The organism is Phycisphaerae bacterium (assembly GCA_035384605.1).
In the GTDB taxonomy this organism is placed as follows: domain Bacteria; phylum Planctomycetota; class Phycisphaerae; order UBA1845; family PWPN01; genus JAUCQB01.
The window spans coordinates 17,793-44,637 of the sequence record DAOOIV010000035.1 but is presented as its reverse complement, the minus strand read 5'-3'; the positions used below and the strand labels follow the sequence as shown (position 1 = coordinate 44,637).

Here is a 26,845-nt window from a genome sequence, read left to right as displayed (position 1 = left end):
GCCAAGGAAGCCTGTCGCCCCTGTAAATAGTATGGTCTCGGGTCGGCTACTCCTCATTACCATATGCACTCGTGCTCACCTTGGACAACCCCTGCCCGCGCCGGCAGGGTAGTCGCAGTATCATAGCGTAAACCATTTGGGACGCCAAGGGCTTATCGGGGTCCGGGATACGGGGGTCCGGTCAGGTACAAATCCGTCCGAATGATCCTGCCAGCCACCTCCCGAATCCGGAAGAGCATATCCCGTTCCTTCAGAAACCGCCGGGCAGAGTCTCGCTCCGACGTGAGCCGAGCCAACGTCTGATCGTCGACGGTCGAAAGCCACCATTTGCGCACCCGCGACAAGTCCGGAGGTCCGGGCACCTCGCCCGCAACTACATCCTGGAGCGGTGCGGCAAGTGCCCTGCTCACTGGCCGGGCAACCTCTTGAAGCGCCGACCAAGCTCTCTGAGCGAGACGAGGATTGCCGCTACCAACGGCCGCGAACAAGCCCTCAGCCGCCCCCGCGTACCCGGCCCGCAACGCCTCGGCGTCCCGTGAAACTGACGCGTCGTCCACATGGATCGGCCGCAGAGCAGGCACTTTCGGTGGCCCCTGCGGTCCCCAGAATCGCAGCCGGGCAGCCGCATGTTCCGTACTGGTCAAGTAGAACAGATATCGGCTAGTAGCCAAAGGTTTGTGAAATCGGAATTTAAGCTCCCGAACCGCCTCCTGGTCAGCCTGCACAATCTCGACCTCGAACGGGGCCCTGTGATTGCGGATGATTTCGCCGGTCTGGAACCGCCGGCCTGCCCTCATGGCCTCGATACAGAAGCGACCCAAAGCTCCGGAGAAATAGCCCCTCCCGGCACAGCTCAGTGAAAACGTGTAGGCGTCGATCTGCTCCAGACGGCATGCGTCCTGCATACGGAGGACGTTGTCGGCATACGTGAGCACGTGGCAACGGAGATCGGGGGCCGTCCGGAGCAGCCGGTCATCGGAATCGCCGGCCCAAGCCTCCTGCAAATGACACTTGGCGTAGATGTTCACGAATGGCAGATTGATCAGGAAGACGTCCGTGGCTTCGTCGTGGCCGGCGGTTGCCGTGATTTCGTCAATTGTCCATCTTTCGGCGGCCAAGACGGACTGCCACATGGTTCGATAGATGGGTATGTAGGTAGTCGTGGCGATGAGGAACCAGATGGCGACCGGACGGCACCATTTGCCGATACCGATCGGGGCCAGGTGATCCTTAAGGGCCGCTCCCAAGACCATGGCTACAGCAAACGCCACAGCGGGCATGTAGCCCGAATGCGGCGTGGCCATGATCGGAGTGACAGGCAGCAGTGCAAGCAGGATCCAGAGCGGCCAGATCCACCAGCCGCGTGCGCGCCGACAGGCTTGATAGTAACCGGTGCCCATGATCGCGACGATGAGGAGCATCAGCAGGCAATCGCCAGGCACCTCGGTGACGGGGTTGAATCGACCCGTCGGCCCCACAGTCATGGGTGAAAGCCAGATCGCAGCCGTCACATAGTGCAGAAGCTTGACCGGCAGCCACAGGAAGTAGCCTGGACCATCCGGCCTTCGCAGATAGAAGTCCGGAAACGGCTCGTAGTCCAAGAAGAGACGCCAGATCATGAACATGACGGCAACTGCAACCATGAGAAGCAATCCGGGCAGTCGCGTGCGCAGGTGCCGCCGCCCCCCAAAGGCAAGATCGAAGGATGCAACAAGAAGAGGAAGAACAATCGCGTTTTCACGACTGCCCAGAGCCAACACCCAAAGGAACATCGCACCGGCAAACCAAGACCAGCGCATGGGCGGAGCGTGGCCGTTCAGGTTTCGGCCTTCCGCCGCGTGCAATCCGGCTTGAGCCGGTTTGGGATCCGCCGCCGGTGCGGCGTAGAGATTCAAACCCGATGCTCTGACGTAGCACAGCAGCGCGCCGAGAGTCAGCGTCGTCATCAGAACGGTGTTCTGAGCCGCCAGCCAGGCCACCGCGAACAGGCTGTGAGAATAGACGACGAAAAGCAGCGCTCCGACGATCGACCAGAATCGCATCTTCGTCAAGCGGAGACAGAGGTGGTGAACCATCACGGCGTTCACCAAGTGCAGCACGATGCTCAGCAGATGCAGCGTCTTGACGCTGCCATTGCTCAGACGGTATAGGGCCTTCACGACAAGAATGGACACGGGACGGATGTATTGCCACTGGATGTTCTCGGTCTGCCACCATGTCTCGATGAATGCATCGGGCTTGATCGTGGTGGCGTCGAGCAGCGCTTTCAAGGACCACCGGTCGTCCATGTATTGGCGACGGTGCCAGTGGTCGTCGAGAAACCAGCCGTCCCAGATTGCCTTGTAGTGGGCCACCGCGGTGGCGCTACCGAGCAAGAGAAGAACCAGAATGACGTACCGACGAGAATACATCTTATCGATGACCCCGTGTAGCGCGCATGAACCAAAGGCGGGTAGTCTAGCGAATCCGCGTCGGTTCGTCATGGCTCTTTCCAATCGCGCGCCTGGCTTGGCGCTGGGCCGCGGGAGCCGACCTTCGAGCCGGCTGTGGGGCCACCGACGCGCGGGCCGGTGTGTCTCATCAATGGACTTGGCAAGAACCGTGGGCGTGCTGCTGCTTCCGTTGGTGACGGCCTGTGGCTTCGAAGAAAAGCCTTGGCCGATGCGGCCACAGGACCGTGTGCTCATCTCGATTCCCGGTCCCGAAGAGCGGCAGGCGATGGCCGGCTCAACGCGCAAATGGCTGGAGCATAGCCATCGGCAGATAGAGCACCTGCTCACCGAGCGAGGCCGACTGGTCATGCTGACCGACGATATGGTGGACGCGGAGGGCCGGCCGCGGGACGTGTATCGGTACTTCGGCCGGGATCCGGCACACGGCAACCTCCTGAGGAAGAACTGGTACGGGCTGCTGCACACCGCCCAAGCTGCCAGCCGGGCCCCGGCCATCAGTAAACCGCTCAACCCGTGGCCGGGGTACTCGCAGGTTTGGATTCCTGTGGGCGATGACGTCGAACTCAGTGGATGGCTGGGGTTCGCAAAGGAAGACGGCCGGCCCCGGGAGGCCGACTGCATTGTCATGGTTCCCGGCTTTCTGGGCGACAACGCGGTTTCGCGGACGGAATACGTCTCACATTCTCTGCAACGGGCCGGCTTCCACGTGCTGGCTCTGGAGCTGCGCGGTCACGGCCACACCGACTTGCGATACCCGGACGTCTACTACAACTTCGGCGTCATCGAGATGCAGGACATGCTCAAAGTCTCCGAGTGGCTTGAAGACAACTACCCGCAGATCCGGCGCACGGGTATGCTCAGCTTCTGCTGGGGCGGTAACCTGGCCATGCTGACGGCCTGGTACGACGGGCGGCAACCGGACGATCCGAGCATCACCGACAGGCTAGCGCCGTTCCTGGACCCTCCTTCGCGGCGGCGCCACTACACGGCGGGAATCCTGGCGTTTGCCCCGGTGCTGGCCTGGGAGGAAGTCGTGGATACCTGCGATCACGTGAATGAAGTATTCACCAATCCTTCGGCATATTTTCTGCAGCAATTCGTCCAAGAACGGATGATTCGGAAGGGACATCCCGAGGTATCGGGCAATCTGCGGCACCTGATCGCGTACGAGTTCTCGGGATCCTTCTTCGGGCCGTCGCTGCCGATCGCGGACGGCTACCAGGCTCTTCGCTTCCTGCCCTACCGTGGGCTTCCGCACGGCGACAAAATGGAGCGGGCTCGGGTGCCGGTGCTGATTGTCAGCTCGGTCAACGATCCGTTCCTCGACGCACGGGACACGGCCGAGCTGGTGGCACAGACTTCCAACCCGAAGATGGCGGCGATCATGCTTCGCGGCGGGGGCCACATCGGTTTTGCGGCCTACAACCGCTCCTACTTCTACAGTCTCATCGTTAACTTCTTCGACCCGCACCGAGGAGCAGCGGCGTGCATCGGGGATGCTGAGAGCGGCGAATGATCAGCAACAAAAGGGACCGCCCCCATGGAGCGGCCCCTTTTTCGTGCTGAGATTCCGGCATCAGCGCTTCATGAAACGGCGATCAACGGCGCCGCAACAGGAAGAGAACGCCTAATCCAAAGACGCCCAACGCTGCCGGCTCTGGAATAATGATGTCGAACCGGCTGGTGCCACTTGCCTGGTCGTTCGCCGACAAGGTGAACTTGAACTCGGCTTCGATTCTGTCCACTGTCGCCAAAATGGTCTGCCGACCGCTGGCAGGCTGGCGCTCGGTTCCGACCGCGCTCGAATCCGGCAGTGCGGTGACCGTGCTCACAAGGTTCGCCCATGGCACGGCCGGGCTGTTGTATCTGGCTTGATATGCTTTGGCTCCCGGGTAAAGACCTGTGGCGCTGGCCCCGTTGCTGTCATTGTCGGTGACCGTAATGGCGGCCGTCGCATAGGCGAGGGGATTGACAATCGCCGGGAAGGGAACCGTCGCCGTGCTGATGGTGAATGTTGTAGGCGCGCCCCCGGCAACAACTGCAAAGCTGAGCGTGACCGCAGGGTCTGTGTCGATCTCCAGGAGAAGGTCTTCGAGCGTGGCCAAGACCTCTGAACCGGCTTTAATCTCGCGGTTTTGCTGACCTGAAGGCAACCGCCAAGTCCAAACGCCATCGATGGGAGCCCCAGGCGTGAAGACAAACTGCAAGTAGCCCGCTTTTCCGTTCTGGCTTGCGTCAATTCGCACGATCTTCGCGCCATCTCCGGGGATCCAGGCAGCGAAAGCCTGACCCGCACAGAGACCTATCACAACCAGCCCGACGATCGCTACAGAGTACTTGCGGTCCATCGATTCTCCTCCTTCCGGACGCGCGTCCTAACAGCAGAGTTGCATCGCGTTGCTGCGTGCTTCGGGGATCGCTTTACCATTCTTCCTCGATACCCGATGCACACCTGCACCATCATAGCCGACACACAACGGTATCGCAAGCAGAAAAACCCTCACGCGAGATATTTTCTCTTCGACCGCCGCATGCACAGCCGCTGAAGGTGAAAGGCCAGGCAACCAAGAGGCAGGGCCAGGGCTGGTGGCGCGTAACTCATTTTCTAATAAAGGCTTACGAAACTTAATGGATTGGAATTCGATGTCCCACTGCCGGCTCACGGCGCAGGATATGCTTGCCCTGCCGGCTGGATGGCCTCCGTCCGCGGCTATCCAGATCGCGTCACCCGTTGGGGGAACGGCCGGCACCGGACGGTGTTCGGCGTCCCCGGGCAATCCGCCCCGATGACGTCCAGCACAGTTCCGGGGCCATGAACGAACCGGACTATTGCCGGGCCGTCAAGACGTCCTCGCCGTACTGTAAGCACCGCTCGACCGCAAGCTGACACCCAGAAAACCCAGGCAATCAGGAAAATGGGCATGCCGACCGAGGGCTTCCTGAAGTTCTATTTCGATCATCTAAGCAGCATGCACACATCGCTGTGTCGCGATCGCAAGAATCCAGAATGCTGACGTCACCAGGTCTCCGCTGTACTGCCGCAACGCCGGCAGGATGGTGACGTCGCGGTCCTCGCTGCCCGCCGTTGCCGGGCGAAGTTCCAGGTGCCTTTGTCAGCCCCTTCAGTGTTTTTTTGATAGGATTAACCTGGTTCATAATACGGCAGGGTCTTCGCCCTATGCACGATCCAGCGCTCATCTCTCCTGGAATCGAACACCGCGAAATTCTTATGAGTCCACAGAATTTTTCGCATTTTGTGCTTGACTGCTCAGGAAGGCTTGAGATAGGCTACGCCTTATCAGCAGCTTGGCCGGTGGGCGATGTTGAAGTCGGCACCCGTGTGAATGCAAGCTCGAAAGGCTCGTCCTTGCTTCCCCAAGTGCAGCTTTCTCATCGAACCTGAGTGTTGAACCGTCGCGGCAAAGCCGTCAGGCAGAGCCGCATGCACAACTCCTTTCTTATGCCTTTCGGGAGGGCATGAACATGCGAACGGGTTCCATTCTTCTAATTGGTTTTCTCGTAGTTCTGCCGGCAACATCCATGGCGGGGGAATCCCTGGTCAACGGCAGCTTTGAGGATGGCACGCTCAACGGCTGGACCATTCTGTCCGACAGCGTGGCCAACTATCACAACCCGCCGATCAAACAGTGTATTTGCGGGGGCGATGTAACTCCCGAGAACCCGGGGGCACACAGATTTCACGATTTGCTGCTTGCACCGGATGGTCAGTATTTCGCCGGACTGACCTGGATGCAAGACGCGGAACCTTATGACAACCTGCCCCACCCAGGAAAGCTTTCGCGCTACCTGCAAACCATCGATGTGGCCAATTGGAATCCCGGTGCCGACCGCACCAACTACCACTTCGAGATCTGGTCCCAGATGGCTCACAGTTGGCACTGGAACCGCCACGGGCAGGCGCGGCAAACGTACATCATCCACTGGAACAATGACGGGCTGGCGCCGCGGGACACGGCCCTGGTGATGATTTCGGGGGACATCTACGACAGCGACACGATCGAGATCGACACGGGCGGGGCCAATCGCGTGTACGAATTTGACACTGACGGACAGATTCGGCCAACCAGCAATGTCGCGGTGGTGGTCCCGAACCCGTTGGCAACCGTCGTTATTTCCGGCGGCATCCTGGACGGCGACACGATCGAACTGGACACCACGGGTGTCAATCACGTCTATGAGTTTGACGCCGACGGTTCAGTCGGAGCTGGTCATGTCGTCGTGGACATGAGCAGTGCTGTGCTCAAAGCAACGATCAGGATCGTCGGAAACGTTGCGGATGGCGACACGATCGAGATCGATCCCACGGGTGTCAATATTGTGTACGAGTTCGACAACAACGGCGTTGTTGCGGAGGGGAACGTGCCGGTCAACGGTGTTGGCACTTACAAGACCGCCTTGAACGCACTGAGCGCCAAGATCAACAGCGACCCCAACCGCCCCTACAATGCGTCTGGCCGAGACGGAAACAACGTTTACCTTACCTGGATTGCACCCGGCGGCGGAACGACCAACACCAATCTCAACGATGCCAATGGAACCATTTCGGTCACAAATTGGGGCCGTGATAAGGATGTCGCGAAGTCGCGGCTCATAAATGCCATCAACACGGATCCCACTGGGCCACCCTTTACCGCGATCGACGGTGGCACGAATACGATCAAGCTGATCTGGACCGGCGCCGCCGGGCAAGCAGCCACCAACACCAATCTGAACGACGCAAACAACGTCATTTCGATCACTGATTTCAAGGGAATTGCCAAGAACGACGCCAAGGCCGCCTTGATGGCCGCGATCAATGCCGACCCGGGCGCACTGTGCACCGCATCCGATGTCAACAGCACCGGGGACGACCAAACGCGCTACATCAAACTCACCTGGAACACGCTGAGCTCCGGCGGTGCGACCAACTCGAATCTGAATGACACGTTCGGCCGCATCAGCGTGACCAATTTCAGCTATTTCCAGGGGGTGTGCGACAACACCTATGTCATCGGCGACCTGGACCCCATGGCTTTCGTGAAGGGCTCGTCTCTGGAATTCAACAATTGGCGCAAGATCAAACTCTCGGGCAGTATTCCGGACAACCCCCAGGCCGTCGTGCTTGAAATCCGGCTGGAGCACGAAGGAAACATGAGCACCACGCACAATTGCTTTGACGGCGTGGTCTTCTCGGCCGAGTCGGCCACGGGAAGCGCGATCGGCCCGTTCACCGGCGATATTGTGAACAGTGATTTCGAGCTGGAGCCGTACAACACCCAGCATTACGGATTTGACAAAAACGTCACCGCGTATCCATTCCTTGTTACGCCCCACCCATTCGGCTGGGACGCGCTCACCTGGCGGTGGGGCGGATCCGGGGACGGAGCCGGACCCATCGAGGGACTCACGAACGGCGTGACCGTCCCGACCAACCCTCTGGACCTGTCCACGCCGTCAGGCGAGCATTTCTGGGGCCGGGCCAACGATCCGCCCTTGGGAACCTATAATAGCAATTGTGAAGGGACCTGGGGAAAACTGTTGCCGGTGCGCAACTGGTCGCCCTGCGCAACGGGCATCCGTTGGAAGCTGCACTATCTGACCAAGATCTGGAACACGCACGACATGGATCCGGACTGGAACTCCAGTTACACCCTGACCTTGTGGTGGGATATCGACGATGACGCACGGCAATACTCGATTATGGATATTCCGCCAAACCCCTCCACTGACATCAGACACCACCTTGAACATGGGTCATTTCCTTGGGTAAAGATCGTGGACATGAACGATCGGGCCTATCCTGACGCCAGGACGCGAGGATTGATCGAGGTGGAACAGGAGGGCGAGTTTGCCCCGACCGACCGTTACGGCAACTCGTACGCGCCGGAGCACGTCATCCTGCGGGACAGCCAGTGGGTATGGGGATGGTGGGATGGCACGATGCCGTACCGCATCGCGTACGACAAAGTGGATTTCTACGTCGAGGCGATCGTCCCGACCGAGGTGCGAATCGTCACCCCGCCGCCTCTTCCGGCAGGCGATTGCGACAACCTGTACAGCGTTCAACTGCTTGGCTGCTATGAGCCGCCGTTGACCTTCTCGATTGTCTCCGGAAGCCTGCCACCCGGTTTGACGCTGTCGCCAACGGGGCTGATTTCTGGACGGCCGAACACGGCGGGTACCTTTGCCTTCACGGTGCAGCTCGAAGACGGCACGTCCGCCACCACCACCAAGGGCTTTGAGATCGCCGTCAGCGGCAATTGTTGCGGCCCGATCTCCGGTGATCTCGACCGTGACAGCGACGTCGACCAGAGAGACTTCGCCCTTCTACAGCTTTGTTACACCGGCTCGGACGGCGGCGTGCCGCTGCCACCGGAGGCCCCGGATTGCACGTGCGCCGATCTGGACAAGGACGGTCTGGACATCGACCAATCCGACCTGCTCGTGTTCGAGCAGTGCGCGAGCGGTCCGGGAATCCCGGCCGATCCGCAGTGTTCGACGGAAGCATGCTGCCTGACAGACGGAAGTTGTGTCGAGATGCTCCCAATGACGTGCTCAAGCCTGGGTGGGATCCCGCAAGGCAGCGGGACAACCTGCAAAACGGCGAGTTGTCCGTAGCAGCCAACCGGGTCGGAGCGGCGAAGCTCAGAGAGAGACCGTGGGGGAATCATCGCAGATTTCACCGATGGTTCCCCCCGGTATACCTCACCCTACCGCACAGGGTGGTAACGGCCCGCGCCCCAACCGGCTGCGCGGTACCACGCAGCGGCTGTTTCAACAACCGGCGACGACGAACAACACCAACCTTGGGACGGGGCGTCCCAACAGATCTGAGAGCGTTTATCAGTCTTCTTCGCGATGCAGCAGCACGATGCTGATGTCGTCGGGGTGGCGACCGTCTTTGAAGAAGCTGATCAGTTCGGTGGTGACATCCTGAAGGGTTGTGGTCGGGGGCTGACCGAAACCGTCGCAGACCAGGGTGATAAAACGGTGCTCGCCAAATCGACGGCCCTGGCCGTCGGTGCAGGTGGCAATGCCTCGGGTGTACAGAACCAGCGTCTCGTCGGGGGCGAGCTGCTCGACAAACGACTGGTACTCGAAGTTGCGGACCTGCCCGATGGCCGGAGCATCGGCGGCTCCGAGCGGCCGGGGCTGACCATCGGCTCCGACGACGAACGCCCCGATCTTGCCGGCACGCGAATAGCGCACCCTTCCGCCGGGGTAGATCGTCAGGAATACCGCGTCCACGGTGGAGGGGTCGCGTTCATCGTACATCAGCCAGTTCAGGGCCCTGGCCAAGGCATGCGGCGGGTCATTGTGCAAGAAGCCGACGCGAAAGGTGGAATGCAGGCGGGCCATCGACAGGGCCAGCAATGCGCCGGTGGCGTTGACGTGCCCGAGCAGCAGCGCCGTCAGGGGCGTGTCGGGGTGTTTCATCACGTCGTATACGTCGCCGGGGTTTTCCTGGCCCGAGCGGCTGTACGCAGCCAGCTTGAGACCCTCGAGCGGAGGCACGCCCTTGGGATCGAGGTGTTCCTGGATTGCATGCACCACGCTGATCTCAGTGGCCGAGATTTCGGCGGAGCGCTGAGCATGTCCTTCGAGCAGGGCCTGGAGTTTGAGCGAGAGCCGGGCAGCAAGGGCGGAAAGCATATCGAGGTCTGAGCTGCGGAAGCGCGAGGTCTTTACCCGGCGGTCAACGTAGATCATGCCCAGCGAACCGGTTTTGCCCGTCAGCGGAGCACCCATGGCCGAGCCGATGTATTCGTGCTCGCGAACCTTGCGAATGCAGATGTGCTGGTGCCGATCAACGCAGCGATATCGCAGAAGCTCGATGATTGGGTTGAGATCGCATGGCTGGCCGTTGGCCAGCTTGCCCCCTTGGACATCCAGCTCGCCCCGAGACTGTCGTCGGAAGCCGACCCAGGCACAACGGGCCTCAAACACATCGAGGAGAAGGTTAAGCGTGGTTTCCACCCAGTCGTGCAGGTCGCGAGTGCCGTCGATGACGGCACAGGCTCCGGCGAGCCGGTCCAGTTGTAACCGGGTGAGAGACAATGAATCGCTGTGACGACGAACCAAGGAGCCGGCCGGCAGCGGGAATTCGCGGATCCGAATCAGCTCCTCGGCCGTCAGTTCCGGTTCCTGGACCACCGCATGATTCAGGTCTTCCTCGAGATAGACTTTAAGTACATAGTCATGAATCGTGATTTCGTCGTCGTTCTGAAGGGCCGTCCGTTGGGTCAGCACGTGGGCATTCAACAGGACGCGGTTACCGGGATCAACATTTTCGACGAGCCAGTGGCCTTCCTCGGTAGGCATGATGAGCACATTGAGCGCGCTAACACGGGCATCGGGCAGGTAGATGCTGCAGTCCGGCTGCGAGCCAATCGTGACTTCATCGTCTTCGGTGAAGCTCACGTCTCCCAGAAAGGAATCACCTTCCTTGATCACTATCCTCATCGACTACACCCGCATCTGCCGGACACGTCCAGCCTCCGGTTCGCACCTTTGCCGTGGCGTGGCTTGGCCCGCATTTTTCATTGATCGGCCACACAAAGCGGCCGGGCCAGCAAGGGGCACCAATGGTTCAATACCGTCCCATCTTTGACACCAAGGGCCTCGGCCCGTAGATTTCCAGCCGGCCGAATAGTCGGTAACTGGTCCCAGGAGGCCAACATTGGCAAACGGTCGCCGCTGTCCCAAACCGCCCGTGGCGATAAACCGTCGCATCGAATGCTGCCGCGAGCAGATCCGCCGCAGGGGTATGGACGGTTTCCTCGTCACTAACCGGGTTGACCAATTCTACCTCACGGAATTTGACGGGGAAGATGGGGCCGCCCTTGTTCTGCCCAGGCGGGTATATCTGCTGACTGATGGACGGTTCGCAGAGGAGGCAGGCAAGAAGGCTCCCTGGGCAACGGCGGTGATTCGGACCGGCTCGCTGAAGGATGCTTTGGCCCGTCTGACCCGACGGCATCGCATGAGGAAGCTGGGCTTTCAGCCCGAGCATCTGACTGTGTCGGATTTCGGAGCTTTTCGCAAAGCCGTGGCACCGACGAAGCTGCGAGGGCTTGGCCGCGTTGCATCCGCGCTGCGACTGAAAAAAGACGAAACCGAGGTTGCAGCCATCCGGGAGGCAATCCGAATCGCGGAAGCAGCATTCCGGACGGTGATCGGCCGAATGCGTCTGGGAATGACCGAACGCCAGATCGCCGCTGAACTGCTGTTTGAGATGACCCGACTGGGAGCCCGTGGCGCCAGTTTTCCAATCATCGTGGCTGAGGGACCCAACTCATCACTGCCTCACGCCAAACCGGGCGAGCGAAGAATCGGGGTGGGCAGTGCGGTTCTGATTGACTGGGGGGCGATCGCGGAGGGGTACTGTAGCGACTTGACCCGAGTCGTGTTCGTCCGTAGAATCCCGCCTCGCTTTCGGCGGATGTACGAAAAGGTTCTGGCAGCCCAGTTGGAGGGTATCCGGGCCATCGCCCCCGGCGTCCGGATGTGCGACGTGGATGGCAAGGCCCGCAAAGTCTTGGCCAAGGCCGGCATGGGCCGCCGTTTCACTCATGGGCTGGGCCATGGACTTGGATTGGACATCCACGAAGCGCCCCGCCTGGCCAGAAAGGTCACCGACCGACTGGAGCCCGGCATGGTTGTGACCGTTGAACCCGGCGTCTATTACCCCGGAATCGGGGGGGTTCGGATCGAAGACGACGTTCTTGTAACGGAAACCGGGGCCGAAGTACTGACCAGCCTGCCCAAGAACCTGGATGCCATGGTGGTCCAGGCGCGCCCTTGAGGTTCCGAATGGCTCTGCGGCCCTGGAACCCGCCTGACGGGCAGCGCAATGGCCAAGGCAGGTAGGAGTGTGGTGTGATCGACGTTCAACAAGTTCGCGAGCTCATCCAACTGATGGTCGAGAACGACCTCAGCGAAATCCGCGTCAGGCAAGGCGAGACGGCCATCAGTCTTCGCAAGGCTCCGGCCGGAGTCCCACTCGCCGGTGCCCCGGCTATGGCGGCCGTGCCTGCAACACTGCCGGTCCTTCAGCCCGCTCAAGCCCCCGTGCCACCGGCAATCGAGAAACCGACGGAAGACGGACTGGTTCCGGTCCTCTCGCCGATGGTGGGCACCTACTATCAGGCCCCGGATCCGGACTCCGAACCTTACGTCAGGGTGGGCATGGAAATCGGTCCGGATACCCCCATCTGCATCATTGAGGCGATGAAAGTCTTCAACGAGATCAAGGCGGAGGTAGCCGGGGTCATCGAGAGAATCCTTGTCCAAGATCAGCAGGCCGTGGAGTTTGGTCAGCCGCTGATGCTGGTACGGCCGAGATAGTCTTCATCGCCCGGCAACGGAAGCAAGCATGTTTTCACGGATCATGATAGCCAACCGGGGCGAGATCGCCCTGAGAATCATTCGAGCCTGCAAGGAGCTGGGCATCCAGACCGTCTGCGTTTTTTCGGAAGAGGACAGGAACCTCTCGTATTTGAAACTGGCAGATCGAGCCATATGCATCGGCCCCGGCGCGGCGGCCGAGAGCTACTTGAAGATCGACCGGATCATCGCGGCGGCGGAGGTGGCAAATGTGGACGCGATCCACCCGGGCTACGGATTCCTGGCTGAGAATCCGCAGTTCGCGGATGCCTGCCGTGACTCCAAGATCGAGTTCATCGGCCCGAGCTCCGAATCCATGCGGCTCCTGGGAAACAAGATCGAGGCCAAGAGACTTGCCAAGAAGGCGAAGGTGCCCAACATTCCCTGGACCGAGGGGCCTGTGGACAGCGATGACGACGCGGCGAAGTGGGCTTCACAGGTCGGCTACCCGGTCATGATCAAGGCTGCGGCCGGGGGCGGCGGGCGGGGCATTCGGCTGGTCCATAACGAGGCCACGCTGCGTCATTCGCTACCGGCCGCCCGTTCGGAGGCTCAGGCTTCGTTCAAGGATCCGTCCGTCTACCTCGAAAAAGCCGTCGAGGACGCCCGCCACGTCGAGGTTCAGGTCATGGGTGACCGGGCCGGCAACGTCCTGCACTTCTACGAGCGGGACTGCAGCCTGCAACGGAGACACCAGAAGCTGGTGGAGGAATCGCCCTGTCCGGCGATCAACGATCGGATTCGCGAGGAGTTGTGCAAGGCAGCCGTCCGGCTGGCCCGGGCGGCCAAGTACTACAGTGCGGGTACGGTTGAGTTCCTCGTTACGCCCGATAAAAAGTTTTATCTGCTCGAAATGAACACTCGAATTCAGGTTGAACACCCGGTAAGCGAGATGGTCACGGGCCACGACCTGGTGCAGCTCCAGATTCGCGTTGCGGCGGGCGAAACGCTCTCGCTCAAACAGAGGGACATCACGCACAAGGGCGTGGCCATCGAGTGCCGGATCAACGCCGAGGACCCCGCCGCCGACTTTCGCCCCTGCCCCGGAAAAATCGAGGTCTTCCGCCCCCCCGGCGGTTTCGGCGTGCGACTGGATACTCACGCTCATGCGGGCATGACCATCAGCCCGCGATATGATTCGATGATCGCCAAGCTGATTGTCCACAAGGCGACGCGTGCCGAGGCGATCGCCTGCATGCGACGCTGCCTGGAAGAGTTCGCCATTGAACCGGTCAAGACGACAATTCCGATTCACCGCGAGATCTTTAGTCATGCTCAATTCCTGAAAGGAACCGTGGACACTGGATTCATCGAGCGCACGTGGTAGAATCTCCCCCCGCTGCCGGATGAGTGCCCGGCAGATTTTTGAACACCCTAATGAAGCAGAGGAATCAGGGCAATCGCAAACGAGGTATAGCGAACATGAGCGTAGTGCGGGGTAATGCTGTTGTGGGCCAGGCGGGCGGTCCCACCGCCGTCATCAATCAGTCGTTGGTCGGCATCATCGAAGAGAGCCAGAAACACTCTCACATCGACCGGCTTCTGGGCGCCCGGCACGGCGTGCGCGGCATCATCAACGAGCAGTTTTACGACCTCAACCGCCAGCCGACGAACATGCTGGAGCTGGTGGCCAAGACGCCGGCCGCCGCGCTGGGGGCGACCCGCGACAAGCCGGATGAAGCATACTGCGAGCAGATCTTCAACGTGTTCCGCAAGCTGGACGTGCGGTACTTCTTCTACATCGGCGGAAACGATTCGGCTTCGACCGCCGCGATCATCAACCGTATCTCCCAAGACGCAAAGTACGAGCTGCGGGTTTTCCACGTCCCCAAGACGATCGACAACGACTTGCTGGTCACCGACCACTGCCCGGGTTACGGGAGCGCCGCCAAGTTCGTCGCATCGGCATTTATCGGCGACGATCTGGACAACCGTGCCCTTCAGGGCGTCAAGATCAACATCATCATGGGCCGAAACGCGGGATTCCTCACGGCGTCGAGCGTCCTGGCGAGGATGCGTCCCGATGACGGTCCGCACCTGGTATACCTGCCGGAGCGTGCGTTCGATCTGGATCAGTTCGTGCGAGACGTCTCGGCGGTGTATGAGCAGTTCGGACGGTGCGTGGTCGCCGTCTCGGAGGGCATTGTCGATACGCAGGGCAAGCTATGGTCGCAGAAAGTCCTGGAGATGGTCAAGCAGAGTGCTCCCACCTACGACCCGCATGGCAACGTGGAGATCTCGGCGGGGGCCGGCATGCTTGCCGATTACCTCGCGAGCACGGTCCGGAGCCGGTGCAAGATCAAGCGCGTCCGGGCCGACACATTCGGTTACCTCCAGCGGAGCTTCCCCGGTGTTTACAGCGAGGTGGACGCATGGGAGGCGCGTCTGGTCGGACAAATGGCGGTGAGCTACTCGCTGCAATCCGAGGATCGCGACGGCAGCGTGGCCCTGGTTCGTTTGCCGGGCACAACCTATGCCGTGGGGACCAAGCTGGTCGGGCTCAAGGACGTGGCCCCGGACAGTCCCCCGTTCACCAAGGTCGTCCCGGACGAGTACATCAGCAAAGAAGGCAATAACGTGCTCAACACCTTCCGCGAGTACGTCGGCCCACTCGTCGGCGACCTGCCAAAACCGGGCTGGTTGGAACAAATCGGCTGAGGGCCCGCAGGAATCTCCTGGACGATTTGCGGCCCCCGATGGGAGGGCGTCAAGTTGCCGGCGGTTCAGGTTGTTGCAGGGCGCTCATGCCCCCATCGATGAGCAGCATATGGCCGTGGACGTGTTGGGCCGCATCGCTGACCAGGTAGACAGCGCCCGGCCCGCAGACGGACGCGTCAGGTATCTGCCTGTCGGGGGTATGCGAGGCGATCCATGCCGCCTTGGCCGGCCGGCTGTCCAGCCAAGCCGTCGAGGCTGATCGCACCAGACCGGGAGCCAATCCGTTCACTCGGATGCCGCGGGGTGCCAGCTCGACGGCCAGCGTTCGGACCATCATCTCGACCGCGCCCTTGGAGGTGTCGTAGGCCGTCGAAAGCGGCTCAGCCAGGCGGCCGTTGATCGAACCGATGAAGAGCACGCGTCCGGCAGTCTTTCGCTCGATCCATCGCCTGGCGAACCGTTGCGTCAGAAAATAGCCCGACGCCACATTGAGTCGCATCGTTCTCTCGAACCGCTCAATGTCCATCTCCAGAAACGGCACGTCGAAGTACTGGCCGGCATTGTTGACCAGGATATCGATCCCGTCATGAGCCGCCGTCGCATCGGCGAACACCTTGTTTACCGCCGCTTCGCCAGGCCCTGAGAGATCTCCCGCGACGAACGCGACGCGCACCGCGTGCCGACGACATTGTTCCATCGTCTCGCGGGCCTCGTCGCTCATCGTCCGACCGTGGATGACCACGTCGGCGCCCGCCTCGGCGAATGCGATCGCAATCGCCCGACCGACACCCTTGGTCGAGCCGGTCACCAGCGCCGCGTGCCTTTTCAAGGTGATCACAGCGTGCTTCCTTTCCGCCCGAACAACCAGGCTTCCGGACCAACGGTGCAGATGTCTGCGCGGACGTGTTCAGGCAACGTTTTGAGCACCGCGGCCTCCTGGGCATACGAGTACAACAGCCGCAGGCGATCATCGCACCAGCTCATGAACGGATTGTCGGAGCCCCACAGGAAACGGTCGCCGAGAACCGCGTGAATCGCCTCAAGCACCTGCCCGGGCCGCGTGTAATCGGCGTCCAACCTGTCGGCCGGGGCGGCAATAATCGGCGAGTTGTCGCGGGCCAGTCGGCAGTGTGCCAACAGAGCAGCGCAGTCCACCCAGACATTCGGCATCTGCGCCGCGCGCCGGAGATAACCCGCATGGAAGGCCAGCGAGTGAGCCAGATCGAAGCGGATCGACGGAAACGCCTCCGCCACGGCAAAGCAATCGGCAATCCTTGCGTGCGGAGCCTGCTCCCAGATTGTGGCGTGAAGAAGGACCGGCCATCGCCGATCGGCGGCGAATTCCAGGAGACTGCGGCCGGTCGTGAGCAGACTGCACACCGGCGACTCGATGATTGTCGATTGCAGCTTGAGCCCCGATATGCGCCCCGCGAGGCGCTCCAGCCTCTTCAGTTGCTCGTTCACGCGGCGTGAAGGGTCGATCATCGCCAGCGGGTACAGACGGTCGCCGACCTCAAGGGCCTCGATCTCGCGGACAAGGATGTCGTTCTCGCGATCGAACGGCACGCGGCCGGGCAACAATTCCACCCGCCCCTGATCCGCGAAAGCGACGGCATCGAACGCCGACGGAAGGGTGAACGGGAAGCAGACCGCCCGGTCGATCCCGTGGGCGTTCATGTGCTCGATGAGATCCGGCACCCAAGCGGCATAGGGTCTCCACCCTCGAAGAAAAAACCCGAGATCGAGGCCGACGTGGGTGTGAACGTCGTAAATGGGCATGATGATCGCTCCCGGCGGTAATGTAGAAGTTCCGGTCTCGTCGTCAAGCGCCGGCGTCGAGTCGGCGAAGGCGGATCATCGTGCTTTTCGGGCTTCGGCGAATCGGGCCGCACCGGCAAGAGACAACTGCGGCCAGTAGAAATATCCCATGGAGACGGCAGCCACGCCGAGCCTGTACTGGCGATCCTGCATCAGGCAAGTGCGGCGGACGTTGGTCGGAATCGTGGTCGTGTAGATTCGCAATTCGCCCGGGACGCTGGTGAGAATCTCCTCCCGCCAGTCACCGAGGCAATCAGCGATGGCAACCGGCGAACCTTGGACGGACTCGTAGACCTGCCCGCGGTACTGCTGGATTCTGCCGGAGAGGATCAGCTCTTTTTGGGCATCGTCGTCCCACCAGATGGCGCTGGGAGAAAGGCTGTTGATTTTCTCCTTCCCGATCCGCTCGCCCTTGGCGGTGTAAAGAAAATACTGGCCGTGCTCCTTTTCGCCTGCGTAACACTCCTGGCCCGGGTGTGCGGCGATGATATCCGCGACCATCCCAAAGCCGTGTACGTGGTAGGTTGGTCCCTCGAACCCCCACAGAATGCGCCCGGTGGCCGCATCGACCAGGCAGACGCCGTTCCTGGGCTGGTCAACCTCGTAGCCGTAGAAGATCTCGAGCCCGGGTCGGTCCGGATCAATATCACCAACGGAGCAGACGTCGGGGTGCGAGCTTCTGGGGTGACTCATCGGGTTGACCCAGAGGCCCCGGCCGTTGTCATCGAGGACTGACGAACCGAGGATCAGTTCATCGCGTCCGTCGCCATCGACGTCCGCAGCCCGGGTGCCGTGTGAGCCGCTGCCGTTATATCTTTCCTTTTCGCTGCGTGAGTCCCAGCGCCAGATAAGCCGCAGCTCGGGATCGTAGGCCTCAACCTTGATCACGTCGTAGGTACCGCGCTGCACGATGAGCGCCGGCTGCCTCCCGTCCAGATAGGCCACCGCCAGCATGTTGCGGCTCCAGTAGTTGTAGCCGGCGTATCCGCTGCGGTCAGGCCAGGGCAGTCTGCGCGTGACCTTGCCGGTCAGGCCGTCGATCTTGACCAGCCACTCGGGGCCGCTGGTGACCAGGCCTTTCTCGTCGCGGGGGTCGCCCTCGCCGGCCTTGGTGTAGATCTCCGCCCTGCCGTCACCGTCGAGGTCGTAAGCGAGATAAGGAGAGTACCACACGCCTTCCTCGATCGACCAGCCCATGTCATAGCGCCACATGAACCGTCCGTCGTGGTTGTAGGCCTCGATCTTGTAGGTGTCTTCGCTCCGCTTCCAGTATCCCGGGTGCTGGTACGGGTCGGTATTGAAATCGGGCTGCTTGATGATGTAGTCCAGCCGCCCGTCGCCGTCGAGATCGGCCAGAGCGCATTTCTGAAAACCATAGTTGCCCTGCAGTTTGATGCGTACGCAGGACGCCGCGCCGGACGTATCCGTGACCGCGACTGCGGGGGAGGGCTCACCCTCGGTGCCTGCGCTGACCGGTCGTATGAAGTACTTCGCATCGGCCGGGGGGTTGCCGTCAACGTAGTTGGTGCAGTCGCCGATAGGTGAGGCGGTCAGCCTGGTCGCCGTCGGGTCGTTGCTGCCGTGCCGATAGACGTTGAAGGCAGCGTCCCTCGGATCGTCGGCCCGCAATCGCCAGCCGAGATAGACCCGCCCGTCAGCCGTTTTCAGCGCCACCAAGCCACGGTCGAGTCTCTCCTCCGCCGCGGCTGCGGCACATACAAACAAAACAACAGCTATTCCCGCGATCCCGGAACGTCGAACCATGATCGACTCCTGACAGTAGCGCGCCATTACGAGCAATCTTCTCAGCGGAGTGCCGCCCTGGGACACTGAACGGATCGAGAGCGCCGACTGCGAGGCAGGCCATCCCGGGGTCACCGCTCAACCAACCGGCGATGAGCGCCACTGCTTGCCATCGGCGCGTGGCTGACGGCGGCTTCATACATGATGTGCGGCGTGATCAACCCGCAGCGGGCCATCTGGCGAAGCTGGCGGCGCTGGGCCTTGCTATAGGCCAAGGCGATGTTTCCGTTCGGGTCTTCGTGCAGCACAGTCGCCCCCCTCTGGTTGGAGACGACGTCAATCATTCGCTGCAGACAATCCATCCGGTATTCGCGCATCAACTGGTCCGACAAGGTCCATCGGGACATATCGTACATCCGGTCCAAGGCGCGCCGGCAAAGCCGACGGCTCATGAAACGATTCAACCGATAAAAGAGCCGCCAGTTGATGGAAAACGGCAGGAAAGTGTCGGTAAACCTCGAATGGAGGTTGCGCTCGTGCTCGGCAAACGCCTCGCCGAGAACCACCCGCAGTTGGCCCCAATGGTGCGGGCCGATCGTCGAATCGGCGCGAAGCTCCCAATAGAGGTGGCCAAACGACAGCGTGGAGCGAGTCAGCGTCATCTGACGAGGAATGAACTTGTTGTGGGCGACCGTGTCCGCCGCCAGATGCGAAAGATAACCCAGGGCAAACGCCCGGCTCGCATCCGTGGAGGCATCCTCGAGTATCGCAAAGCCGGTGGCCCAATGGTGGCAGAACTGCTTGATCCGGCTGAGGCGTTTGGCGATGACGACATCAGCAGCCAGATTCCCGAAGAGGTAGTCTCGCCGATACCTGGCAAGCAAAGCGGCGACGGCCGCGGGAAGCAAACCCAGTTGACTCAGCAGGTCGCTCCCCAGCTTCATGTGGGTCGCCGGTCCCCATGCCAGCGCCGGCGTGGCGTTCATCAGCAGGACAATCAGGATGACTCCAACAACAATCCGCGAACGTGACACACGGCACCCCGGCAACACGGGCATCCGTCGACCTGACATGGCGGTCGAACGGGCTCGCACATTCAACAATGATAGAAAGGGGCGGGTCCGGAAGCCAGACTCGCGCAAGCCGCTTGCGGGAGAAGCACGGAAGTCGACTCGGTTGCTGAAGGCCGCCGCCCTTCAAGGGGAGGTCATGCCCCGAGGCTTTCGAAGTACCTATAAATAAAAGAGATACGGTTCGTTGACTTTCCGGCGGAGGCCGACTCTAATCCAAGGTGGAGTGAATGTGAGCGCTTACTCTGGCCGATCCGGGAGTAAATGAAGATGACGCAGACGTTAGACGAACTCGCAGTATCCCGGCAAGACGGTGTTGTCCTGGTCCGGTTCCGCGACCGCAAGATCATCGACGAGTTGCAGATCCAGCGGATTGGCGAGCGGCTTCAGGAACTGGCACTGGCCGAACGCCCCCCGAAAATGGTCCTTGACTTTGCTGAGGTCGAGTATCTGTCCAGCCGGGCCCTGAGCGAGCTGATCAATCTGAATCGTCAGGTGGACCAGCGAAGCGGGCAACTTGTCCTGGCCGGCATCCGCCCGCCGATCTTTGAGGTTTTCAAGATCACGCGGCTCAACAAGCTGTTCCGAATCGAGGACACAGTAGCGGACGCGATCAAGCTTGTGATTTGAGACGGGGCGCAACCGACATGCCGTCGCATTCCGAGGCATTGCCTTTCCGAATCATCATTCCCAACAACCTTACCGCCGCGCGGAAGGTCGAGGACCGGATCATTCGCCAGGTGGAAGCCATGGGTTACGCCCCGCGATGCGTTTTCGGCATCCGACTGGCCCTCGAAGAGGCGATGGTCAACGCCTTCAAGCACGGCAACCGCGGCGATGAGACCAAGCGCATCATCGTGAGCTACGACGTCGGTCCGGAGCGAGTGATCGTGCGTGTGCGCGATGAGGGCTCCGGTTTCGATCCGTCCAGGGTCCCGGATCCGACCTCACCCGATCGCGTGTGTCTGCCATGCGGCCGTGGGATCATGCTCATGCGATCCTATCTCGACGAAGTCACTTTCAGCGATGAGGGGAACGAGGTTCAACTGGTCAAGGAGAGAGTCTGATGTCAAGCCTTCCTGCTTCAAGCGAAACGCTTCGAATCACGGTCGAACAGCGAGGAGATTGCGCCGTCGTCAAGCTCGCCGGCTCGGCCACGATGGACGTATCAGGCGATTTGCAGCATCGACTCTCCGAACTCGCCGACCTCCCCATCAAACGCCTGGTAATCGATCTGTCGGACCTTGACTTCATCAGCTCGGTGGGTCTGGGCGCCATCATATCGGCGCAGCAACGATGCCGCCGGCGCGATTCAGAGGTTCAACTGGTCGGACCGCAGCCGCGAATACTCGAACTGCTTGAAGTGGCCGGCGTGACGCGGCTCTTCGGCGTCTACAAGACTTTGGATGAAGCCCTCGCGGTGTGATGTTCGCTGCTCTTCCGAAGGGGCTGGAGAGCGGCCCGCGTAGTGCTATTCGGACCTTCGCCTTCCGCCTCTGCCGTCTGAGATCTCAATCTGAGCAAGCATCACGACGATGAAACCGGTGGGGACGCATCGCCCGTTTGAGGGACCGCCCCGCCCATGCGCAGGCAGCCCCTCCCGTGCGTTTGGGGCCGGTTATGGACCCCTGCCCGAGACTGCTGCCCGCGACTTCTCCGCCGGCACGCGATGGGCCTGCCCCAAACGGCGTGGGCCATCGTCGGGAACGGCGAGAACGTCCGATCACGAACCCTTGCGTCACAGTGGAGAGACGAGAATGAGATACCGCCTGTCAACTATCTCGCTGCTCGCGGGTTTTGTCGCCCCAGCCTCGGGCGCGGTCACAATGTCCGTGCTCACGGCCGGGGGCAGCGGCGCGTCCGTGACCGTCGCCCCGGGCGGCGTTTTCAGCGTCGATATACGCCTGGACATCCAAGACGTTGTTGTTGTCGCGGCTCAAGCGCAGTTGGTAGCCGGTGCGCCGAACGTCCTCGATATCACCGGCGGGAGCTACAACGCCGCCGACTGGGATGCGTCGTGGGGGTTGCCCATTGACCCCATGGGGCTTGACCCGGTCGGCTCAGGTACGATCGGGTCATTACCGGCGGGCGATCATATTGGCCCGACGGCCGTAACCGTATTGGCAACCATCCACCTGTCCGTTGATCCAGCCGCACCGGCCGGCACATACACGTTGAACCTCATCAATGCAAGCGTGGGGGATGACACCTTCACTGATATTGATGCAATCGTTGGTCCCGATTTCATTGTGACGGTCAGCGGCAGCGCGCCTCCGGGTGGCGGTGGAACAACGCCGCCCGACGACGGTGGCATCGCGCCTCCGGACGATGGAGGCACCGAGCCGCCTGACGATCAGGGAACCGAACCTCCGAACGATGATGGCACCGACCCGCCGGACGATGGCGACACAAGCAGCACCGGTGACGGCGGCACAACCCCCAATGGCGGCAACGCGACCATACCAACCGTCACTCGTTGTGGAGCCGGAATGATCGAGACTCTGAGCCTCTCGTTGACGGCTCTGCTCGCGCGGCCGCGGCGACGCCTTCGATAGCCTGGCCGCCAGGCCAAAACGGTCGAACGAATGACCGCCGGCGACCCACCCCGGTACGCCCACACCAGAGCATGTTGAGCGGTTCAATGGCCGGCGATACCATGCCGTTTGGGTTTCCTGCAGACATGTGAGGATCGAATGACCTCGGTAACCGGCCCATCCGCGGCATGCCGCATCTTGTGGTTTTTTGTCCGTCTCTGCCTGACAGCGCTTGGTGTCATGGTTGTCGCGGGCGCGATCCTCCGGTGGGATCGTCTTCACTCGTTGCACGATCCACGGTGGCAAATCGCACTCACGCTGGTTGGCCTGGCCATCGGTGGCTGGCTGGCCGGCTTGCAGGCCCGCGGTGCTTACCGCTACCCATGGATCGCGGCCATCAGCGTGGCGACCATTGTTCTGTCTCAGACGTGCTATCTGGTGTTGGTCTGGACGTCCTGGAAGATGCACCCGCTGATCTGGCGGGTGTGGTGGCTGTCCATGATCGCAGCCTGCCATTCGACACATATCATCTGGCTGCGAATGGCGGCCCCACCCGATCGCCGCGGCCTCGTGCGTGTGACCATCGCCTGCGCGCTGCTGACCTCCCTGCTGCTCGCGGTCATGGGGCTGCGCAGACACCTCCTCGCGGACGTCGCCCCCCTGCACATCTGGATGACGGCCTTGGCCGCCGGCATGGCCACCCTGGGTTCGGTGGTCCTCTGGCTGCGGGGCATCCACCTGTCGGCCGCACGCGTGCCGCCGACGGTGAAGATCGCGTGGCTGCTGGTCGGGCAGGCACTCCTGGTTCTGGCCGCATTCTATGCCGGGCGCGTCACCGCACCGTCACCCCCGCTTTTTGAGCCGCTGCCGTCTCTCCTGGCAAACCTCAGTCCGGCTGAGCTGGAATCGCAAGCACGCAGCGATCTCGATCGGCTCAAGATTGTAGTCGCAGGCCTTGACGATCTGATCGCCAAAGGATCGGCACTGCAATCGCAGTTGCAGCAACGGCGTGCCGCCGACAGCCGGCAGTACTTCACCCCCGATGAGGAGGATCAGTTGCGCCGCCAGTTCATGAGCTACCTGAGCTATCGGGCCGCCCTGCTCCGAATGGTGGCGACTTATGCGGGCTTTCAGTCCGTGCGCGATCCGGCCTTACGAGCCCGCTGCATGCTGTTGGGCTATGCGGCAGGGACCGGCTTGTTCGACGCCGACCGTCGCTTCGTTTCCGTTTACGGCGACGATCAGCCCGCCCGCCGCAAGCTGAACGAGGCCGACCCGGAGGCCGGCATCCCAGCCGGGATGCTCGACCGCATCCGCGAAAGCGTTTTCAGCGGGCGGAATGCCCAGGCCCTGGCGGAGATGGAAGCTTACTTCGAGACTCATCGTGAAGTGTGGGCCTCGGGCCAGGTGTGGCCTGCGGAAGACTGGTTCTGGATCGAGAAGTTGATCGACCGCTCAGCCGGGCAGATACGTCAGAGCGCCTTGGATCGCGCCGGGGCCCGCTTCGAGCAGATACTGGCCCGCGTTCGTCAGGACAGCTACACGCCCGCGTATGCGGCCCAGTCAGTCGTCTCGACATGGATCGGCGACACGCGCCTGGCCCAGTGGGAGCCGCTGATCAGCCGCGAACAAATACTTGCGATCCAGGAGCAACTCCGGCCGGGTGACATCCTGCTGGAACGACGCAACTGGTTCCTGTCCAATGCCTTCCTTCCCGGCTTCTGGCCGCATGCGGCTCTGTACGTTGGAGCAACCGAAGATCTTGAACGCCTCGGCCTGATCCGGCGCGAGGGTAACAGGTACACCAGCGACGATCCCATGATCCGCGATCATCTGACGAGGTACCTGGCGATGGCCGCGGATGGCCAGCCTCACACCGTCATCGAATCCGTCAGCGAAGGAGTCATTGTCAACTCTCTGACGGAATCCCTTCATGCCGATTACGTCGCTGTCCTGCGTCCGCGGCTCGATGATGCCCAGAAGGCACGTGCAATTGCCAGGGCGTTCGCCCAACTCGGCAAACCGTATGATTTCGAGTTCGATTTCTTCTCCGCGGACAAGCTGGTCTGCACGGAGCTGGTCTACCGGGCATACGAAGGGCTGATCCATTTCGAGTTGGTGAGAGTCATGGGCCGCGACACGCTTCCGGCGTTGGAGATCGCCCGGAAGTTCGCCAAGCAGCGCGGGACACCCGACCGGCAGCTCGATTTCGTTCTGTTCCTAGACCGCGTACCCGGAGAGCACCGTTCGGCCCCAAGCGACGAAGAGGCTTTCTGCTCTTCCATCGGCCGTCCTCGCGAGTTCAACGAGTAGGACGTTCCCGGCAACGACGTGTGTGCCCTCGCCGTCCGTGCATTCCGGTTACCCTTGGAAGCGCGCGGCCGCATGAAAGGCGACCGGAACCGCGGGGAGCATACGACACTTCTTGCCGGTCTGGAATCACGCCAAACGAAGCAGTGAGGCCGGTCGTGGCCATGACGACAATCTGATCGCAGTCGTCATTCGGGAGACGGCATACTGATTTCAGAGCTACGGTCAGACCGCTACGGCCTACGACGGTGAGAACGCCACCGGCACCGTCCTCTCGCGGGACCATTTCCACTATGACGAGTTGCGGCACCTGACGGCCGAGTTCCAAGCGCACGGGGCCCCGGTGGGTGAAAAGTATCCTTCCGGCAAGCCTGCGGTAGGCGCGAAAGATGGGACGGTGTGTGCGCGGTGAGTTCCGGCAGCGTCAGGAAGTGGGGTGTTGGCTGCTGCGCGTGTCGCGGTAATTCCAGAGCGTCCTGCACTCGGCATGGTCGTCGCTCTGCCGCGACGTTTGCTTCTGCCCGGTGCAATCCTCGTCGAGAGCCGGCTTTCAACGTTTTGCGGCATCGTGCGGGGCAATGGCCGGTGGACGGCTTTTCAACAGGGCTCGGCAGTCAAAACGATAGTACCTCTGCTTCCACGCGGGGCTGCCTTCCTGGTCGGCGTTGGCCACCCAGATAATGCCCTGGCCGGGCACCATGAGAGCATCATGCAGATTGTGTTTCATGGCTACCGGGGCGTCCATCAACCGGATCGCCGAGGCCTGAGTGAACTTGCCATAACCTTCGGCCACCAGCCTGCTCAGGGCCTGGTAGCGGTCGCCGGCGGACATGAGCACGGTGTTCTTGACCGGCGATTGCAGCAGGGGGTGCGGCTCGCCGGGGCGGACCAGTTCCACCTTCTCCGGGACGGCCTTCATCCCCACCGCCGTGTTGGCCCGGGCGTCGGAGATGACGTAGTAGTATTCGCAGGTTCGCGGGTTCTTCTCGAAGACGGCGATGGCTTCGTCGAGGGTTTTCGCCTGCTCGAGCACCATTCGCACCAGGAAGCTCATCGGGATGCCCTGCCACTGGCCCTGGCCCCGGCCGCCCATTTCGCCGATGCTGATCTGTTCGAAGTTCATGCCTGTGACCGAGCCGATGAACCCGGCATAGGAGACGTTCACGAAGGGGATCTGGCCGTCGGGTTCCTGAATGACCAGGACCGCGTGCTCCTGGAGTCGCAGGTTTACCCCGTAGTCGAGCACCCGGCCGTGAAGGAGCCGGCCTTCAGCGGTGGCCTCCTTGAGCAGGGCAAAGCCGCTGCAGTGGAATAGTTCGGGGATGAGATTGGCAGCGGTAATCCGCTGGACCGGAAGGCCTGCCCCGCGGGCCAGCCCGTTCATCTCCTTCATGAACCGCTCGGGCACCTTATCGGCGAAGACCCCGTTGAGCATTCCGCCGATCATCGTCCGGGTGAGTTTCAGAGGGCCGATTTCGATCACCTCGTCCGGATTCTGATCGAGCAGGAAGGCCACGTTCTGCCGGATGTGCTCGCGCATCAGCACGCCGTGCTGGTAACCCATCTCTTCAGGGCTCCCCTTCAGGTGCAGGACAGGGTAGCCGTCGACTTGCTCGAGGTAGCCCTTGCCCTCGACGGCGACCATCTCACGGGTCGGCTGCGAGGTCGGAGATTCGGCAAGCACAGGCAGCGAAGCGAAGCCCACGCCAACGACAAACACCCACATTGAAAGACGGCTGATCATGACCGGAATCCACATGCTGAGAAGAACACCGCAAACCGACACGGGCAACAGAGACGTATGCGTTGGTCGGCGATCATACAGTGATGCCCTTCAAGGGGTCAAGGCGGTTGTAACGAGTAATGAAAGAGG

The 26,845-nt window shown here is 61.5% G+C and carries 19 protein-coding genes; 11 read left to right on the top strand and 8 right to left on the bottom strand.

Going from position 1 to position 26,845, the window contains the following annotated elements:
* Positions 1-152: 152 nt before the first annotated feature.
* Entirely contained in the window at positions 153-2,411 is a 2,259-nt protein-coding gene (locus tag PLL20_09990) for a hypothetical protein (GenBank protein ID HPD30315.1), read from the bottom strand.
* Positions 2,412-2,583: 172 nt separating this feature from the next.
* Between PLL20_09990 and PLL20_09985 the strand changes: the two genes are divergently transcribed.
* Positions 2,584-3,969, top strand: coding sequence for an alpha/beta fold hydrolase (locus PLL20_09985; GenBank protein ID HPD30314.1), 1,386 nt, complete (start codon positions 2,584-2,586; stop codon positions 3,967-3,969).
* Between the two features lie 82 nt (positions 3,970-4,051).
* Here PLL20_09985 and PLL20_09980 read toward each other — a convergent pair whose 3' ends face one another.
* On the bottom strand, positions 4,052-4,801 hold the full coding sequence (locus tag PLL20_09980; GenBank protein HPD30313.1) for a PEP-CTERM sorting domain-containing protein: 750 nt from the start codon (positions 4,799-4,801) through the stop codon (positions 4,052-4,054).
* A gap of 1,135 nt (positions 4,802-5,936) precedes the next feature.
* Here PLL20_09980 and PLL20_09975 point away from each other — a divergent pair.
* Positions 5,937-9,071, top strand: a complete 3,135-nt coding sequence (locus tag PLL20_09975) for an Ig domain-containing protein (GenBank protein ID HPD30312.1) — start codon at positions 5,937-5,939, stop codon at positions 9,069-9,071.
* Positions 9,072-9,296: 225 nt separating this feature from the next.
* Here PLL20_09975 and PLL20_09970 read toward each other — a convergent pair whose 3' ends face one another.
* A complete protein-coding gene (locus PLL20_09970; GenBank protein ID HPD30311.1) occupies positions 9,297-10,916 on the bottom strand; it encodes a SpoIIE family protein phosphatase in 1,620 nt (539 codons plus the stop codon).
* Positions 10,917-11,133: 217 nt separating this feature from the next.
* Between PLL20_09970 and PLL20_09965 the strand changes: the two genes are divergently transcribed.
* The 4 genes from PLL20_09965 to PLL20_09950 all read left to right on the top strand — a co-directional run bounded on the left by PLL20_09965 (position 11,134) and on the right by PLL20_09950 (position 15,497).
* Complete coding sequence (locus PLL20_09965; GenBank protein HPD30310.1) at positions 11,134-12,258, top strand: Xaa-Pro peptidase family protein; 1,125 nt, start codon at positions 11,134-11,136, stop codon at positions 12,256-12,258.
* A gap of 74 nt (positions 12,259-12,332) precedes the next feature.
* Complete coding sequence (gene accB, locus PLL20_09960) at positions 12,333-12,800, top strand: acetyl-CoA carboxylase biotin carboxyl carrier protein (protein HPD30309.1); 468 nt, start codon at positions 12,333-12,335, stop codon at positions 12,798-12,800.
* A 28-nt stretch (positions 12,801-12,828) separates the two neighbouring features.
* Entirely contained in the window at positions 12,829-14,166 is a 1,338-nt protein-coding gene (accC, locus tag PLL20_09955; protein ID HPD30308.1) for an acetyl-CoA carboxylase biotin carboxylase subunit, read from the top strand.
* Between the two features lie 95 nt (positions 14,167-14,261).
* Positions 14,262-15,497 carry a 6-phosphofructokinase gene (locus PLL20_09950; protein ID HPD30307.1) on the top strand — a complete coding sequence of 412 codons (1,236 nt, stop codon included), beginning with the start codon at positions 14,262-14,264 and terminating at the stop codon, positions 15,495-15,497.
* Between the two features lie 49 nt (positions 15,498-15,546).
* Here PLL20_09950 and PLL20_09945 read toward each other — a convergent pair whose 3' ends face one another.
* The 4 genes from PLL20_09945 to PLL20_09930 form a co-directional block, all read right to left on the bottom strand.
* The gene (locus PLL20_09945; protein ID HPD30306.1) at positions 15,547-16,335 is read right to left on the bottom strand and encodes an SDR family oxidoreductase; all 789 of its coding nucleotides are present in this window, start codon (positions 16,333-16,335) and stop codon (positions 15,547-15,549) included.
* Entirely contained in the window at positions 16,332-17,276 is a 945-nt protein-coding gene (locus tag PLL20_09940; protein ID HPD30305.1) for an amidohydrolase family protein, read from the bottom strand. Before PLL20_09940 ends, PLL20_09945 begins: the two co-directional genes overlap by 4 nt.
* Before the next feature lie 75 nt (positions 17,277-17,351).
* Positions 17,352-19,106: a silent information regulator protein Sir2 gene (locus PLL20_09935; GenBank protein ID HPD30304.1), complete on the bottom strand. Its 1,755-nt coding sequence runs from the start codon at positions 19,104-19,106 to the stop codon at positions 17,352-17,354.
* A gap of 83 nt (positions 19,107-19,189) precedes the next feature.
* On the bottom strand, positions 19,190-20,092 hold the full coding sequence (locus tag PLL20_09930; GenBank protein HPD30303.1) for a zinc dependent phospholipase C family protein: 903 nt from the start codon (positions 20,090-20,092) through the stop codon (positions 19,190-19,192).
* 306 nt (positions 20,093-20,398) lie between these two features.
* Between PLL20_09930 and PLL20_09925 the strand changes: the two genes are divergently transcribed.
* The 5 genes from PLL20_09925 (at position 20,399) to PLL20_09905 (ending at position 24,975) form a co-directional block, all read left to right on the top strand.
* On the top strand, positions 20,399-20,758 hold the full coding sequence (locus PLL20_09925; GenBank protein HPD30302.1) for an STAS domain-containing protein: 360 nt from the start codon (positions 20,399-20,401) through the stop codon (positions 20,756-20,758).
* A 17-nt stretch (positions 20,759-20,775) separates the two neighbouring features.
* Positions 20,776-21,195, top strand: a complete 420-nt coding sequence (locus tag PLL20_09920) for an ATP-binding protein (protein HPD30301.1) — start codon at positions 20,776-20,778, stop codon at positions 21,193-21,195.
* On the top strand, positions 21,195-21,554 hold the full coding sequence (locus PLL20_09915) for an STAS domain-containing protein (protein ID HPD30300.1): 360 nt from the start codon (positions 21,195-21,197) through the stop codon (positions 21,552-21,554). The genes PLL20_09920 and PLL20_09915 overlap by 1 nt, the downstream gene beginning before the upstream one ends.
* A 331-nt stretch (positions 21,555-21,885) precedes the next feature.
* Positions 21,886-22,683, top strand: a complete 798-nt coding sequence (locus PLL20_09910; GenBank protein ID HPD30299.1) for a hypothetical protein — start codon at positions 21,886-21,888, stop codon at positions 22,681-22,683.
* 138 nt (positions 22,684-22,821) lie between these two features.
* On the top strand, positions 22,822-24,975 hold the full coding sequence (locus PLL20_09905) for a YiiX/YebB-like N1pC/P60 family cysteine hydrolase (GenBank protein HPD30298.1): 2,154 nt from the start codon (positions 22,822-22,824) through the stop codon (positions 24,973-24,975).
* 547 nt (positions 24,976-25,522) lie between these two features.
* Here PLL20_09905 and PLL20_09900 read toward each other — a convergent pair.
* Positions 25,523-26,716 carry a C45 family autoproteolytic acyltransferase/hydrolase gene (locus PLL20_09900; protein HPD30297.1) on the bottom strand — a complete coding sequence of 398 codons (1,194 nt, stop codon included), beginning with the start codon at positions 26,714-26,716 and terminating at the stop codon, positions 25,523-25,525.
* Positions 26,717-26,845 lie beyond the last annotated feature (129 nt).

Coding starts and splice junctions, on each gene's coding strand:
- PLL20_09950 (HPD30307.1), top strand. CDS start 14,262: ATGAGCGTAGTGCGGGGTAATGCTGTTGTGGGCCAGGCGGGCGGTCCC.
- PLL20_09990 (HPD30315.1), bottom strand. CDS start 2,411: ATGTATTCTCGTCGGTACGTCATTCTGGTTCTTCTCTTGCTCGGTAGC.
- PLL20_09910 (HPD30299.1), top strand. CDS start 21,886: ATGAGATACCGCCTGTCAACTATCTCGCTGCTCGCGGGTTTTGTCGCC.
- PLL20_09920 (HPD30301.1), top strand. CDS start 20,776: ATGCCGTCGCATTCCGAGGCATTGCCTTTCCGAATCATCATTCCCAAC.
- PLL20_09935 (HPD30304.1), bottom strand. CDS start 19,106: ATGGCGCGCTACTGTCAGGAGTCGATCATGGTTCGACGTTCCGGGATC.
- PLL20_09915 (HPD30300.1), top strand. CDS start 21,195: ATGTCAAGCCTTCCTGCTTCAAGCGAAACGCTTCGAATCACGGTCGAA.
- accC (HPD30308.1), top strand. CDS start 12,829: ATGTTTTCACGGATCATGATAGCCAACCGGGGCGAGATCGCCCTGAGA.
- PLL20_09925 (HPD30302.1), top strand. CDS start 20,399: ATGACGCAGACGTTAGACGAACTCGCAGTATCCCGGCAAGACGGTGTT.
- PLL20_09940 (HPD30305.1), bottom strand. CDS start 17,276: ATGCCCATTTACGACGTTCACACCCACGTCGGCCTCGATCTCGGGTTT.
- PLL20_09905 (HPD30298.1), top strand. CDS start 22,822: ATGACCTCGGTAACCGGCCCATCCGCGGCATGCCGCATCTTGTGGTTT.
- PLL20_09970 (HPD30311.1), bottom strand. CDS start 10,916: ATGAGGATAGTGATCAAGGAAGGTGATTCCTTTCTGGGAGACGTGAGC.
- PLL20_09980 (HPD30313.1), bottom strand. CDS start 4,801: ATGGACCGCAAGTACTCTGTAGCGATCGTCGGGCTGGTTGTGATAGGT.
- PLL20_09985 (HPD30314.1), top strand. CDS start 2,584: ATGGACTTGGCAAGAACCGTGGGCGTGCTGCTGCTTCCGTTGGTGACG.
- PLL20_09900 (HPD30297.1), bottom strand. CDS start 26,716: ATGATCAGCCGTCTTTCAATGTGGGTGTTTGTCGTTGGCGTGGGCTTC.
- PLL20_09975 (HPD30312.1), top strand. CDS start 5,937: ATGCGAACGGGTTCCATTCTTCTAATTGGTTTTCTCGTAGTTCTGCCG.